Genomic DNA, 14,319 nt, shown 5'->3' with positions numbered 1-14,319 from the left:
GCCCGGGCGGCGTTGGAATCAGGTAAAAAATGCTCATTCAGCAGGCGTAAACTGCGCTTTTTTACCTGATTCCGCCTAGCCCGGACTGCGCTCGGCGAGATTCTGAACAGGTTCTACGTTCAATGACCCAAACGCTGCTGCTCAACCTCGAAGATCTTTCCTGTGGCTATGAACAGCAGCGTGTGGTGCAAGGCGTCAGCCTGCACCTGAACGTCGGCGACATCGGCTGCCTGCTCGGCCCCTCGGGCTGCGGCAAGACCACCACCCTGCGCGCCATCGCCGGTTTCGAGCCGGTGCAGGCCGGCCGCATCGAACTGGCCGGCGAAGTGATTTCCCGCCCCGGCTTCACCCTGTCGCCGGAGAAGCGCCGGATCGGCATGGTGTTCCAGGACTACGCGCTGTTCCCGCACCTGTCGGTGGCGGACAACATCGCCTTCGGCATTCGCAAGCACCCCGAGCGCGAGCGCATCGTCGGCGAATTGCTGGAGCTGGTGAAGCTCGACGGCCTCGGCCAGCGCTTCCCCCACGAGCTCTCCGGCGGCCAGCAGCAACGCGTGGCCCTGGCCCGCGCGCTGGCGCCGCAACCGCAATTGCTGCTGCTCGACGAACCCTTCTCCAACCTCGACGTGGAACTGCGCCGCCAGCTCAGCCACGAGGTGCGCGACATCCTCAAGGCTCGCGGCACCAGTGCGGTCCTGGTCACCCACGACCAGGAAGAGGCCTTCGCCGTCAGCGACCACGTCGGCGTATTCCGCCATGGCGTGCTGGAGCAGTGGGACACCCCGTTCAACCTCTACCACGAACCGCAGACACCCTTCGTCGCCAGCTTCGTCGGCCAGGGTTATTTCATTCGCGGACAGATGTGCGGACGCGATGCGGTGCAGACCGAACTGGGCCTGCTGCGCGGCAATCGCGCCTACAGCCTGCCGGACGGCAGTGCGGTGGATGTGCTGCTGCGCCCGGACGACCTGGTGCCGGCCGCCGATGGCGCGCTGAAGGCGCGGATTGTCGGCAAGTCGTTCCTCGGCGCGGCGACGCTCTATCGTCTGCAATTGCCCACCGGCACCCAGCTGGAATCGCTATTCCCCAGCCACTCCGACCATCAACCGGGCGACGAAGTGGCCATCGGCGTCGCCGCCGAGCACCTGGTGCTGTTCCCGGCACAGGGCAGCGTGGCGCTCTAGCCGAGCGCGCTGTCCAACTCGAGCATCAACGCCGGCAGCAACTCGAACAGGTCGCCCTGCAGGCCGTAGTCGGCGATCTCGAAGATCGGCGCGTCCGGATCGAGGTTGATCGCGGCGATGACCTTGGCGTCCTTCATCCCCGCCACGTGCTGCACCGCACCGGATATCCCTACCGCCAGGTAAAGCTCCGGCGCGACGATGCGCCCGGACTGGCCGATCTGCAGCTCCGCCGGTGCGAAACCTGCGTCCACCGCCGCCAGCGAAGCGCCCACGGCGCCGTGCAGGCGATCCGCCAGGGGATAGAGCGCCGCGAAGCCTTCCTCGGTCTGCAGCCCGCGCCCGCCAGCGACTATTACCCGCGCCGCTTCCAGTGCCGGGCGTTCGAAGTCCGGATGCTCCTCACCCTGCCAGGACGAAAGCGCGAGATCGCCCGCCCCATTGCGTCTTTCCAGCTCGGCGTTGCCGCCTTCAGCGGAAACCGGGTCGAAGGCCGTTGGCCGGATACCCAGCACTTTCAGCCGCCCTGCGCAGCGCACCGTGGCAATCGCATTGCCGGCGTAGATCGGGCGCTGGAAGGTCTCGTCATCGATCACCGCGATGACATCGGAAACCGCATCGACGTCCAGCAGCGCGGCAATACGCGGCAGGCAATCACGGCCCATGGCGCTGGCAGGCGCGAGAATATGGCTGTAGCCGGGAGCGAGCTGCACGACCAGTGTGGAGAGATTTTCCGCCAGCAGGTGGTCGTAGGCGGAATCGTCCACCAGCACGACGCGCGCGATGCACTCGATGCCGCGAGCGTGCTCCGCCAGTTGGGCCAGGCCGCTGCCGGCCAGCAGCAGATGCACCTCACCGCCGACCTGCCGGGCGGCCGCCAGGGCGTTCAGGGTCGCCGGGGCAAGAACGGGGGAGCCGGTGTGGGTGTGATAGTCAGCGATGACCAGGGTTGCCATGGGCCTTCCTCCGAAGCTGCGAACCGCGCCAGAGGGGCGCGGTTTTCAGGGAAGGCCAGCCTACGCCGGGAAGACGAAATCTCCCCGGTCACAGATCAAACAACCAGCAGACGACCGCTGGCCACCAGGCGCGCATAACCGGCGATGTTCACGCGGTCGTCCTCCAGGCGGCACCACAGCTCGCCGCCGCGCTCGGAGCACTGGAAGGCGCGCATCTGCAGCTTGTTCAGGCGGCCCGACCAGTAGGGGATCAGGCTGCAGTGGGCGGCGCCGGTCACCGGGTCTTCGTTGAGGCCGATGGCCGGGGCGAAGAAGCGCGAGACGAAGTCGTAGTCATCGCTGCGCGCAGTGACGATCACCCCCAGGTACGGCAGACGTGCCAGGGCGGCGAAATCCGGCTTGCAGTCGCGCACGGCCTGCTCGGATTCCAGCAGCGCCAGCAGGTGCGAGGCGTTGCTCAGGGCATCCACCACGTCCACGCCCAATGCGCTGGCCAGTTCCACGGTGGCGCCGGTTTCGCTCGGCGGCTGCGCCGGGAAGTTCAGCGCCAGACGGCCCTCCTCGCGGGTCACGCGCAGCGGGCCGGACAGCGAATTGAGCTCCAGCACCTCGCCCGGCTCATCGAACACCTCGAACAGCACGTGGGCGCTGGCCAGGGTGGCGTGGCCGCACAGCGGCACCTCGGCGGTCGGGGTGAACCAGCGGATGCGCCAGCCCTCGGGTTCCTTCACCAGGAAGGCGGTCTCCGAGAGGTTGTGCTCGGCGGCGATCTTCTGCATCAGCTCGTCGTTCAGCCAAGCATCGAGGCGGTAGACCATGGCCGGGTTGCCGGCGAAAGGACGGTCGGTGAAGGCGTCCACCTGATGGAAGTCGAGCAGCATGGCGATCTCCTTGTAAGTGATGGCCGAGCATGACAGAAGCCGGCGGGCGGCGAACCGTACAGTGGGGACCACACAGTCCCCGGGGTTGAGCGATCAGGGGCGGCCGATGGGCGCGAACTTCGCCGAGGTCAGGCCGGCCAGCGTCTCGGCGCTCAGCTCCACTTCCAGACCGCGTCGGCCAGCGCTGACATGGATGGTCGGGAAGCCCTGGGCGGATTCGTCGATGAAGGTGCGCAGGCGCTTCTTCTGTCCCAGCGGGCTGATGCCGCCAACCAGGTAGCCAGTGGCGCGCTGCGCAGCGTTGGGGTCGGCCATGTCGGCCTTCTTCACGCCCGCCGCGTGGGCCAGCGCCTTGAGGTCCAGGCTGCCCACCACCGGCACCACCGCCACCAGCAGTTCGCCCTTCTCGCTTGCCGCCAGCAGCGTCTTGAACACCCGCGCCGGGTCGAGGTTGAGCTTCTCGGCGGCCTCCAGGCCGTAGGACGGCGCCTTGGGGTCGTGCTCGTAGCTCAGTACGTGGTGTTCGGCGCGGTTCTTTTTCAGCAGGTCGATGGCGGGGGTCATGATCGGCGGGCTTCTCGCAGGCGGCTTTCCAGCGCATAACAGTAAGCCAAGGTGTGGCGTACTGCACGGTGTTCGCTTCACCGACGGGGATGAATCCCGTATGTTCACCGCCAATCCCTACCCGGCCCTGCCGCCGGGGTTGCCGAACGGAATCCGCACAAGGCCGCTGCCATGACCGACCTTACGAACAAGAAATACGTCGTCGCCCTCGACCAGGGCACCACCAGCTCGCGCGCCATCATCTTCGACCACGACGCCAACGTGGTCAGCACGGCCCAGCGCGAGTTCGCGCAGATCTACCCGCAACCGGGCTGGGTCGAACACGACCCGATGGAAATCTGGGCGACCCAGAGTTCGACCCTGGTGGAAGCCCTCGCCCAGGCCAGCATCAGCGTCGCCGAAGTGGCCGCCATCGGCATCACCAACCAGCGCGAAACCACCCTGGTGTGGGACAAGAGCACCGGCCGGCCGATCCACAACGCCATCGTCTGGCAGTGCCGGCGCAGCGCGGCGATCTGCGAGCAGCTCAAGCGCGACGGCCTGGAACAGCACATCCGCGACACCACCGGGCTGGTCATCGATCCCTACTTCTCCGGCACCAAGCTGAAGTGGATCCTCGACAACGTCGAAGGCGCCCGTGAACGCGCGCAACGCGGCGAGTTGCTGTTCGGCACGGTCGACAGCTGGCTGATCTGGAAGCTCACCGAAGGCGAGGTGCACGTCACCGACTACACCAACGCCTCGCGCACCCTGATGTTCGATATCCACAAGCGCGACTGGGACGAACGCCTGCTCGCCGCGCTGGGCGTACCGCGCGCGATGCTGCCGCAGGTGCGCCCGTCCTCCGAGGTGTATGGCCACGCCAAGGTCGGCGGCCTCGGCGTGCACCGCACGCCGATTGCCGGGATCGCCGGCGACCAGCAGGCCGCGCTGTTCGGCCAGATGTGCGTGGAGCCGGGCCAGGCGAAGAACACCTACGGCACCGGCTGCTTCCTGCTGATGAACACCGGAGACAAGGCGGTGAAATCCACCCACGGCCTGCTCACCACCATCGCCTGCGGACCGCGCGGCGAAGTGGCCTATGCGCTGGAAGGCGCGGTGTTCAACGGCGGCTCCACCGTGCAGTGGCTGCGCGACGAACTGAAGGTGATCAACGACGCCCACGACTCCGAGTACTTCGCCACCAAGGTGAAGGACAGCAATGGCGTCTACCTGGTCCCCGCCTTCACCGGCCTCGGCGCGCCCTACTGGGACCCGTACGCCCGTGGCGCGCTGTTCGGCCTGACCCGTGGGGTGAAGGCCGACCACCTGATCCGCGCCACCCTGGAATCCATCGCCTACCAGACCCGTGACGTGCTCGACGCCATGCAGCAGGACGCCGGCGAGCCGCTGCGTGCCCTGCGCGTGGATGGCGGCGCGGTGGCCAACAACTTCCTCATGCAGTTCCAGGCCGACATCCTCGGCACCCCGGTGGAGCGCCCGCAGATGCGCGAGACCACCGCCCTCGGCGCCGCGGTGCTGGCGGGGCTGGCCTGCGGTTTCTGGGGCAGCCTGGGCGAGCTGAAGAACAAGGCGGTGATCGAGCGGGTGTTCCAGCCGGCCTGTGACGAAGCAGAGCGCACGCGGTTGTATGCGGGATGGAAGAAGGCCGTGGAGCGCACACGCGGCTGGGCTGCGGACGACTGAAAGTTGGATGCCATTTCTACCCTCACCCTAGCCCTCTCCCAGAGTGAGAGGGGACTGATCGGTGCAGGCTGACACCGTGGCATCAGCCGGTATGGACGGCTCCCTCTCCCTCCGGGAGAGGGCTGGGGTGAGGGAAAGCCGCCCGCGCCGAACTCGCCTGGCATGACAGCAAGGCCCCCGCTGCGGCATTCTTGTCCCTTCGCCCGTCCGCACGAGCACAGCGCATGAACCTGCCACCCCGACAGCAAAGCATCCTCGACCTGGTCCGCGAGCGCGGCTACCTGAGCATCGAGGAACTCGCCCAGCAGTTCGCCGTGACGCCGCAGACCATCCGCCGCGACATCAACCAGCTCGCCGAGCAGAACCTGCTGCGCCGCTACCACGGCGGCGCGGCCTGGGACTCGAGCATCGAGAACACCGCCTACAACACCCGCGCCGACCAGATGCGCGACGAGAAGCAGCGCATCGCCGAGGCCATCGCCGCGCACATTCCGGACAACGCTTCGCTGTTCATCAACATCGGCACCACCACCGAGGCCATCGCCCGCGCCCTGCTCGGCCACAAGAACCTCAAGGTCATCACCAACAACCTGCACGTCGCCAGCATCCTCGCCGGCAAGGACGACTTCGAAGTGCTGATCGCCGGCGGCACCGTGCGCGGCGACGGCGGCGTGGTCGGGCAGGCGGCAGTGGACTTCATCGAGCAGTTCCGCGTCGACTTCGCCGTGGTCGGCATCAGCGGCATCGACGAGGACGGCAGCCTGCTGGACTTCGACTACCAGGAAGTGCGCGTCTCCCGCGCCATCATCGACAACGCCCGGCAGGTGTTCCTCGCCGCCGACTCCAGCAAGTTCGGGCGCAACGCCGTAGTGCGCCTGGGGCCGATCTCCCTGGTCAGCCGGGTGTTCACCGACTGCCCGCCGCCCACCGCCGTGGCGCGCCTGATGCACCAGCACAAGGTCCAGCTCGAACTGGTCTGAGTCGCGCCCGACTCCTTCACTTTCGAACATTCAGACGAATGTCTGCGCGAATTCGCGCTCAAGGCTGGTCATATTTCATTCATTGAACTAGGATATTTTCGAAAACGAACATCAAAAGATTCACTTTCAATCCCCAAGGCGGCCCCCATGAACCCAACCAGCAAGCGCCACGCGCCCCTGGCCGAAGTCTATGACCTGGCCGTCGTCGGTGGCGGCATCAATGGCGCGGGGATCGCGGCGGACGCTGCCGGGCGCGGGCTGTCGGTGTTCCTTTGCGAACAGCACGACCTCGCCGCCCACACCTCCTCCGCCAGCAGCAAGCTGGTCCACGGCGGCCTGCGCTACCTGGAGCACTACGAATTCCGCCTGGTCCGCGAAGCCCTCGCCGAGCGCGAAGTGCTGCTGGCCAAGGCTCCGCACATCGTCCACCCGCTGCGCTTCGTACTGCCGCACCGCCCCCACCTGCGCCCGGCCTGGATGATCCGCGCCGGCCTGTTTCTCTACGATCACCTGGGCAAGCGCGAGAAGCTGCCGGCTTCCCGGGGTGTGCGCTTCGGCCACGACAGCCCGCTGAAGGCCGAGATCATCCGCGGCTTCGAATACTCCGACTGCTCGGTGGACGACGCCCGCCTGGTGGTGCTCAACGCCATGGCCGCCCGCGAGAACGGCGCCCATGTGCACCCGCGCACCCGCTGCGTCAGCGCCCGGCGCAGCAAGGGTCTGTGGCACCTGCATCTGGAGCGCGCCGATGGCAGCCTGTACTCGGTGCGCGCCCGCGCGCTGGTCAACGCCGCCGGCCCCTGGGTCGACCGCTTCCTGCGCGAGGAACTGCGCCAGAAGCCGCCCTACGGCATCCGTCTGATCCAGGGCAGCCACCTGATCGTGCCGCGCCTGTACGAAGGTGAGCACGCGTACATCCTGCAGAACGAGGACCGGCGCATCGTCTTCGCCATCCCCTACCTGCGCCAGTTCACCCTGATCGGCACCACCGACCGCGAATACCAGGGCGACCCGGCGAAGATCAGCATCAGCGAAGAAGAGACCGACTACCTGCTCAACGTGGTCAATGCGCACTTCAAGCACCAGTTGGGCCGCCAGGACATCCTGCGCAGCTTCTCCGGCGTGCGCCCGCTGTGCGACGACGAGTCCGACGACCCTTCGGCCGTGACCCGCGACTACACCCTGGCGCTGGACAATACCCCCGGCGAAGCGCCGCTGCTGTCGGTATTCGGCGGCAAGCTGACGACCTACCGCAAGCTCGCCGAGGCCGCACTGGAGCAACTGGCGCCGCACTTCGCCGGCGTGATGAAAGCCAGCTGGACCGCCAGCGCCCCGCTGCCCGGCGGTGAAGCCATGACCTGCGTGGACGACCTCGCCGTCCAGCTCATGGACCGCCTGCGCCAGCTCGACCCGGCCCTCGCCCGGCGCTGGGCCAGCACTTACGGCAGCCGCATCTGGAAACTGCTGGACGGCGCGCACAACCTCAGCGAACTGGGCGAACACCTGGGCGCCGGGCTCTATGCGCGGGAAGTGGAATATCTGGTCCACGAGGAGTGGGCGCGCGACGCCGACGACATCCTCTGGCGCCGCACCAAGCTCGGCCTGTTCCTCAATGCCCGGCAGCGCGAGCGCCTGGAGCAGTTCCTCAGCAGCGAAAGCCCGCTGGAGCCCAGAACCCAGGTCGCCTGAGGCGGCGTCGCCTCAGAGCGACGCGTTCAGCTCGCTGATCAGTTCTTCGCGCTGGCGCAGTGACTCCAGCGCGCTTTCGCCCAATCGCCCCGCCACCTCGCTCAACAAGCCCTGCGCCAGCAGCATGAAGGCGCACATGCTGTTGCTGTAGAACAGGCTGTGGTTGGGCACATAGAAGCTGTGCCGCGCCACCTTCGCCAATGGCGAGCTGGAGGAATCGGTCAGGGCCACGACCTCGATGCCATGGCGCGCGGCGACTTCCGCCGTGGCCAGCACGCTGGGCGTGTAGGGGAAGCAGCTGGCGACCACCAGCACATCGCCGGCATCCAGTTGCGCCAACGCATCGGCCACGCCCTGGCGGCTGGCATCCAGCGCTGCCACGTCCTGGCGCAGCATGCCCAGGCCGTAGGACATGAACAGCGCCAGCGAAGTGAACTGGCGCATGCCATGGATTCGCACACGGCGCGCGCTGGCGAGAAGCTCCACCACGCGGGAGAACACCTCCGGCTCGACCTGCTCGATCAGGCTGGCGATGTTGGTGCTTTCCTGCCGGCCCAGGCGGGTCAGGCGCGACAACGTGGTGTCGGCGGGAGTCAGCAGCAGGCGCGAGGCCTGGTCGCTGTAGAAATTCTTGCCCTCGGTCAGCTCGCGGCGGAACAGGTCCTGGAACTTGCTGAAACCGCCGTAGCCCAGGCGCTGGGCCAGGCGCGACAAGGTCGAGGCGTTCACCCCGAGCTGCTCCGCCAGCTCGCTGATGGAAGACACCGCGGTGCGCTGCGGTGCCTCGATCAAGGCAGCCAGCACCCGCCGCGAACTGCCGCCCAGGGAGATGCCCGACTCACCGCGCTCGATAGCCTCCAGCAGTTGCTTGAGGGCTCCCAGGTTATCGGGCAGTGCGGCGGGCGCTTGGTTCATCGGGCAGGTCCGTTGGCGGAAGAAGGACGGGTACTGCCGGCGCTTTCCACGTGCTGGACATCCGGCTGGCAGTAGACGCGCCATTCTACCGAGTTCGCGCCGATGAGAAACACGGCGGTGGCCAGGGTGTTCTCATCGTCCGGGTCGTCCACCGCGCGACGGTAGATCGGCAGCTCGGGATCAGCGCCATCGCGCAGGATCGCCAGCGCGCGGGCCTCGTCGAGCAGACCGCCCCCCTCCCCCAGCAACCCGTCGACGCGACGCTGGCGGCTGCCGGAACTGCCGGTGATGCGCTGGCCGGCGGCGTCCAGCCCGGCATCCAGCAGATGATTGGAGTGCCCGCCCGGACGCCGCACCTTGCGCACAACGACGCCGGCCGAGCAGGCTTCGACGCTCAGCAGATGGGCCGAACCGACCTGCCCGAGGGCATGGTGGAAGGCACCGGCGCGGCCTGCGCGGGAGAGCACGTCGACCGCCTCATCCAGGCTGGCGCAATCCAGCACCGCACGGGCCAGTACCTGACGCGGCAGGCCGGTCGGGATGTTGGCAGGGCGGATGTTGTTCACCGTACTGACCAGCCCGGCGGCATTCACTGCGAAGGTGTGGCCGGGAAGGGAGCCGGGGTAGACGAAGCTGGTGAAAGCCATGCCTTGCTCCGGCGCCGCCTGCAGCAGGCCGCAGGCACCCTCGAGGGAAGGCAGGCCATCCTCGTTGTGGGCGATCAGCCAGCCCTCGGCGGTCGGCCCGAACACCGTGGTGCAGCCATCCACGCTCTGCGGGCTGACGAAGTCGCCGCGGCAATTCCACAGGAAGACTTCCTCGACCGGCAGTTCCAGCCCATCGGCCAGGCCGCGGATTTCCTCCCAGATACGCGGGAAGTCGGCCTCGACCTGCGCCTGCATGGCTTTCGCCACACCCGCTCCGGCCAGGGCCGCGAGGCTCCGCCACAGGGGCAGCGGGCGAAGGCGCTGATGCACCGCGTCGCGGCCGAAGCGGCCCAGCCCCAGGCCGATGTCATACGGGCTGCCGCCCAGTTTCAGGGGTTGCAGGATCATCGGCGCACCTCAGGCGACATGTTGCAGGAACTCCCGCAGACGCGGGCTGGTGGGGTTGCCGATCAGGCTGGCGGGGTCGCCGTCCTCGGTGATGCGGCCCTGGTCGATGAAGATCAGCCGCGAGGCGACCTTGCGGGCGAAGTCGATCTCGTGGGTGACGATGACCATGGTCATGCCCTCCTCCGCCAGGTCCTTCATCACCTGCAGCACTTCATGGCGCAGCTCGGGGTCGAGCGCCGAGGTGGGCTCGTCGAACAGCATCAGCTTGGGCTTCACCGCCAGCGCGCGGGCGATGGCCACGCGCTGCTGCTGGCCGCCGGACAACTCCGACGGATAGTGCCCGGCGCGCTCGGAGAGCCCCACCTTCGCCAGCAGCGTACGCGCCAGCGCCTCGGCGTCCGCCTTCTTCGCCCCGCGCACGCGGATCGGCCCGAAGGCAACGTTTTCCAGTGCGGTCATCTGCGGGAACAGGTGGAACTGCTGGAACACCATCCCCGCCTCCTGGCGGATCAGGCGCTCGTCCACCTTCGGGTCGTTGACCTCCATGCCATCGACGAACAACTGGCCGTCGGTGATCACTTCGAGCTTGTTGATGCAGCGCAGCAGCGTCGATTTGCCGGAGCCGGAAGGGCCGATGATGACCACCACCTCGCCGCTGCCGATCTTCAGGTTGATGTCGTGGAGCACCTTGGTCTCGCCAAAGTGCTTGGCGACCTGCTTGAACTCGATCATAGGATCTTCAGCCTCGATTCCATGCGCCGCAGCACGTAACTCAACACCAGGGTGATGACCAGGTAGATCACCGCCACCGCCGACCAGATTTCCATCGCGCGGAAGTTGCCGGCGATCACCTCCTGCCCCTGGCGGGTCAGTTCGGCGACGCCGATGACGATGAACAGCGAGGTGTCCTTGATGCTCACGATCCACTGGTTGCCCAGCGCCGGGATCATCCGCCGGAAGGCCAGCGGAGCGATCACGTAGCGCAGCGTGTCGCGCCCGGAAAGCCCCAGCGCCAGCCCCGCCTCGCGGAAGCCCTTGTTCACCGAGAGCAGCGCACCGCGGGTGATCTCGGCGATGTAGGCGCCGGAGTTGATCATGATGGTGACCACCGCTGCGCTGAACGGATCGATGCGCACCGGGATCATCAGCGGCAGGGCGAAGTAGATGAACATCACCTGGACCATGATCGGCGTGCCACGGATCAGCTCGACGAACACCAGCGCCGCGCGACTGCCGATGAAGCCGCCGTAGGCGCGGCCGACACCGGCCACCAGGCCGATCACCGCGCCGCCGATCAGACCGAGAATGGATATCCACAGGGTCAGCCGGGCGCCCTCGAGCAGCACCGGCAACGCGTCCCAGATGGCGGACCATTGAAAATGCATGGATGCCTACCTCGTCTTATTTCGGGTCGGTGCCGAACCACTTGCGGTAGATCTGCGCATAGGTGCCGTCCTCACGCAGCTTCTTCAGCGCCGCGTTCACCGGCTCGCGCAGCTCGCTGCCCTTGGGGAATCCGATGCCGTACTGCTGCGCCATCATCTGCTCGCCCACGGCCTTCACCTGCCCGTCGCCGGCGGTCTTGATGTAGTAGAGGACGTTGGGAGTGTCGTGCATCGCGGCATCGACGCGGCCGGTGCGCAGCTCCAGGTAGGCGTTGTCGACGTTGGGGAACTGGCGCAGGTCGCCGGCCTTCAGATTGGCCTTGGCGTAGTCCGCCGAGGAGGTGCCGCTCTTCACCGCCAGGCTCTTGCCGGCAATGTCGGCGGAGCTCTTGATGCTGTCGTTATCGGCCTTGACCATCAGCAGGAAGCCGCTGTCGTAGTAGCCGTCGGAGAAGTCGATGACCTGCTTGCGGTCTTCCTTGATGGTGATGCCGGCCAGGGCCGCGTCGACGTTGCGGGTCTGCAGCGCGGGGATGATGCCGTTGAAGTCCATCGGCTTGAGCTGGTAGCTCACGCCCATCTCCTTGGCGATGGCTGCCCAGAGATCGATGTCGAAGCCGACGTATTTGTCGCCCTGTTTGAACTCGAAGGGAACGAAGGCGGTATCGGTGGCGATCAGCAGCTCCTTGTCGGCAGCCATCGACTGGCTGGCGGCGAACAGGGAGAGAGCGGCGAACGAGGCTTGCAGCAGCTTTTTCATGCAGGACTTCCTCTTGCGGGACGGCGGGATGCGCCATGCCCTGGGGCTGGCGCGCATTAGCGGCAGTTCGATGCAACGGGCCTGGGCCCGGACTTTATTGTTTTGAGCGGCTAACCCCCGTCAGGGGCTGCATGCACTTGCGTGCTTTTGTGCAAAATAAACATGCAATAAATTTATTTGCAAGTATTTTTCCCATCCCAGAACACCTCACGCCCCGCCTGATGCACCCGGAAAATCGAAGAAAAGCACCGCAGGACGCGCATTAGCCAAATGTAGAGCAATGCCATTCTTCGCAAGAAAAATTTGCCAAGAACAAAAATGCATTTAATATTTGCGAAAACCCCAGGAGGTCACCATGAGCCACGTCCTGCACCGCAGCCTCATCCAGTCCTACCCCACGGCCGTTCGCGGCGACGGCGCCTACCTGATCGACAGCGAGGGCCGTCGCTACCTCGACGCCAGCGGCGGAGCTGCGGTGTCCTGCCTGGGGCACAGCGACGCCGAAGTGATCGAAGCGGTACGCCGGCAGATCGGCACCCTGGCCTACGCCCATACCTCCTTCTTCACCAGCGAGCCAATGGAAGAACTGGCCGACTTCCTGATCGCCCGCGCCCCGGCCGGGATGCGCTCGGTGTACTTCGTTTCCGGCGGTTCGGAAGCGGTAGAGGCGGCGCTCAAGCTGGCCCGCCAGTACTTCGTGGAGATCGGCCAGCCACAGCGCACGCACCTGATCGCCCGCCGCCAGAGCTACCACGGCAACACCCTCGGCGCCCTGGCCGCCGGCGGCAACGCCTGGCGACGCCAGCAGTTCCAGCCGCTGCTGATCGATGTCAGCCACGTCAGCCCCTGCTACGCCTATCGCGACCAGGCCGAAGGCGAAACGCCGGAAGCCTACGGCGAACGCCTGGCACGGGAACTGGAAACGGAAATCCTCAACCTCGGCCCGGACAAGGTCATGGCCTTCGTCGCCGAGCCGGTGGTGGGCGCCACGCTGGGCGCAGTGACCGCCGTGCCGGGCTACTTCAGACGGGTGCGGGAAATCTGCGACCGCTATGGCGTGCTGCTGATCCTCGACGAAGTGATGTGCGGCATGGGCCGTACCGGCAGCCTGTTCGCCGCCGAACAGGAAGGCATCAGCGCCGACCTGATCACCATCGCCAAGGGCCTGGGTGCCGGCTACCAGCCCATTGGCGCCACCCTGGTCAGCCAGCGTATCCACGACGCCATCGCCAACGGCTCGGGCTTCTTCCAGCACGGCCACACCTATATCGGCCATGCCACCGCCTGCGCCGCTGCCCTGGCCGTGCAGAAGACCATCGAACAGCGCAACCTGCTGCCACGCGTACGGGAGCTGGGCGAACAGCTGCAGCAACGCCTGCTCAGCGCCCTTGGCGAGCATCCCAACATCGGTGACATTCGCGGTCGCGGGCTGTTCCAGGGAGTGGAGCTGGTGGCCGAGCGCGCCGGCAAGACGCCCTTCCCCGCCGAAGCAAAACTGCACGCACGGATCAAGAAGGCCGCCATGCAGGAAGGCCTGATGTGCTACCCCATGGGCGGCACGCTGGATGGCCGCCACGGCGACCACATCCTGCTGGCCCCGCCCTTCATCCTCGAAGAAGCGCAGCTGGATGAACTGACTGAAAAGCTGCAGCGCGCCATCGTCAAAGCCATCGGCAGCCTCTGAAGGACCTCGCATGAAAATCGACTCACGCCTGACCCCGCTGTCCGACGCCAACATGGACGACGAACAGCGCCGCGTATTGCAGGAGATCCTCAGCGGTCCGCGCGGCAATCTGGACGGCCCGTTCCTGGCCTGGGTGCACAGTCCCGGACTGGCGGACAACGCCCAGAAGCTCGGCGCCTTCTGCCGCTACGGCACACGCCTGGAACTGCGGCTGAGCGAACTGGCGATCCTGGTCACCGCCGCCTGGTGGCAATCCCAGGCGGAATGGCAGATCCACGAACCCATCGCGCGCCAGGCCGGCCTCAGCGACGAAGTGATCGAGGCCTTGCGGCAGAATCGGACACCGGACTTCCAGCGTGAAGACGAACGCCTGATCCATCGCCTGGGCCGCTCGCTGTACGAAACCCGACGCATCGACCAGGCGTTGTACGAAGAAGCCACGGCCAGCTTCGGTGAGGCCGGACTGGTGGAGCTGGTGGGAATCTTCGGCTACTACGCGCTGGTGGCCATGACGCTCAACGCGTTCTCGGTGCGGCGCGAAACCGAGGCGCCACTGCCGTTCAGCGAACCCTGAGGCAGGCGA

At 66.6% G+C, this 14,319-nt stretch carries 14 protein-coding genes; 6 read left to right on the top strand and 8 right to left on the bottom strand.

Annotation, left to right across the window (positions count from 1 at the left end):
* The first annotated feature begins 122 nt into the window (after positions 1–122).
* Entirely contained in the window at positions 123–1,184 is a 1,062-nt protein-coding gene (locus tag IB255_RS08260; protein WP_081517704.1) for an ABC transporter ATP-binding protein, read from the top strand.
* Here the strand turns inward: IB255_RS08260 and IB255_RS08255 are convergent.
* The 3 genes from IB255_RS08255 to ybaK form a co-directional block, all read right to left on the bottom strand.
* On the bottom strand, positions 1,181–2,137 hold the full coding sequence (locus IB255_RS08255) for an FAD-binding protein (protein ID WP_081517703.1): 957 nt from the start codon (positions 2,135–2,137) through the stop codon (positions 1,181–1,183). The genes IB255_RS08260 and IB255_RS08255 overlap by 4 nt on opposite strands.
* A 95-nt stretch (positions 2,138–2,232) precedes the next feature.
* The gene (locus tag IB255_RS08250; RefSeq protein WP_081517702.1) at positions 2,233–3,018 is read right to left on the bottom strand and encodes a PhzF family phenazine biosynthesis protein; all 786 of its coding nucleotides are present in this window, start codon (positions 3,016–3,018) and stop codon (positions 2,233–2,235) included.
* Positions 3,019–3,111: 93 nt separating this feature from the next.
* A complete protein-coding gene (gene ybaK / locus IB255_RS08245; RefSeq protein WP_081517701.1) occupies positions 3,112–3,582 on the bottom strand; it encodes a Cys-tRNA(Pro) deacylase in 471 nt (156 codons plus the stop codon).
* A 171-nt stretch (positions 3,583–3,753) separates the two neighbouring features.
* Here ybaK and glpK point away from each other — a divergent pair, with 171 nt between their 5' ends.
* The 3 genes from glpK (at position 3,754) to glpD (ending at position 7,937) form a co-directional block, all read left to right on the top strand.
* A complete protein-coding gene (gene glpK, locus IB255_RS08240; protein ID WP_081517700.1) occupies positions 3,754–5,268 on the top strand; it encodes a glycerol kinase GlpK in 1,515 nt (504 codons plus the stop codon).
* Between the two features lie 224 nt (positions 5,269–5,492).
* The gene (locus IB255_RS08235; protein WP_081517699.1) at positions 5,493–6,248 is read left to right on the top strand and encodes a DeoR/GlpR family transcriptional regulator; all 756 of its coding nucleotides are present in this window, start codon (positions 5,493–5,495) and stop codon (positions 6,246–6,248) included.
* 147 nt (positions 6,249–6,395) lie between these two features.
* Positions 6,396–7,937 carry a glycerol-3-phosphate dehydrogenase gene (gene glpD / locus IB255_RS08230; protein WP_081517698.1) on the top strand — a complete coding sequence of 514 codons (1,542 nt, stop codon included), beginning with the start codon at positions 6,396–6,398 and terminating at the stop codon, positions 7,935–7,937.
* 12 nt (positions 7,938–7,949) lie between these two features.
* Here glpD and IB255_RS08225 read toward each other — a convergent pair whose 3' ends face one another.
* The 5 genes from IB255_RS08225 to glnH are packed head-to-tail and all read right to left on the bottom strand — an operon-like array spanning position 7,950 to position 12,052.
* Positions 7,950–8,852 carry a MurR/RpiR family transcriptional regulator gene (locus tag IB255_RS08225; RefSeq protein ID WP_192210049.1) on the bottom strand — a complete coding sequence of 301 codons (903 nt, stop codon included), beginning with the start codon at positions 8,850–8,852 and terminating at the stop codon, positions 7,950–7,952.
* On the bottom strand, positions 8,849–9,907 hold the full coding sequence (locus tag IB255_RS08220) for a C45 family autoproteolytic acyltransferase/hydolase (protein ID WP_192210048.1): 1,059 nt from the start codon (positions 9,905–9,907) through the stop codon (positions 8,849–8,851). Before IB255_RS08220 ends, IB255_RS08225 begins: the two co-directional genes overlap by 4 nt.
* 9 nt (positions 9,908–9,916) lie before the next feature.
* Positions 9,917–10,639: a glutamine ABC transporter ATP-binding protein GlnQ gene (gene glnQ, locus IB255_RS08215; protein WP_081517696.1), complete on the bottom strand. Its 723-nt coding sequence runs from the start codon at positions 10,637–10,639 to the stop codon at positions 9,917–9,919.
* Positions 10,636–11,292: a glutamine ABC transporter permease GlnP gene (gene glnP / locus IB255_RS08210; protein WP_081517695.1), complete on the bottom strand. Its 657-nt coding sequence runs from the start codon at positions 11,290–11,292 to the stop codon at positions 10,636–10,638. The genes glnQ and glnP overlap by 4 nt, the downstream gene beginning before the upstream one ends.
* Positions 11,293–11,308: 16 nt before the next feature.
* The gene (glnH, locus tag IB255_RS08205; protein ID WP_151186169.1) at positions 11,309–12,052 is read right to left on the bottom strand and encodes a glutamine ABC transporter substrate-binding protein GlnH; all 744 of its coding nucleotides are present in this window, start codon (positions 12,050–12,052) and stop codon (positions 11,309–11,311) included.
* Between the two features lie 355 nt (positions 12,053–12,407).
* Between glnH and IB255_RS08200 the strand changes: the two genes are divergently transcribed.
* Both IB255_RS08200 and IB255_RS08195 read left to right on the top strand, forming a co-directional pair.
* The gene (locus tag IB255_RS08200) at positions 12,408–13,736 is read left to right on the top strand and encodes an aspartate aminotransferase family protein (protein WP_192210047.1); all 1,329 of its coding nucleotides are present in this window, start codon (positions 12,408–12,410) and stop codon (positions 13,734–13,736) included.
* Between the two features lie 10 nt (positions 13,737–13,746).
* Positions 13,747–14,310: a carboxymuconolactone decarboxylase family protein gene (locus IB255_RS08195; protein ID WP_081517692.1), complete on the top strand. Its 564-nt coding sequence runs from the start codon at positions 13,747–13,749 to the stop codon at positions 14,308–14,310.
* Positions 14,311–14,319 lie beyond the last annotated feature (9 nt).

Origin of the sequence: Pseudomonas sp. PDM22 (genome assembly GCF_014851965.1) — a bacterium.
In the GTDB taxonomy this organism is placed as follows: domain Bacteria; phylum Pseudomonadota; class Gammaproteobacteria; order Pseudomonadales; family Pseudomonadaceae; genus Pseudomonas.
Note: the sequence above shows the minus strand (reverse complement) of the source record. Positions and strands in the feature narration are given on the sequence as shown.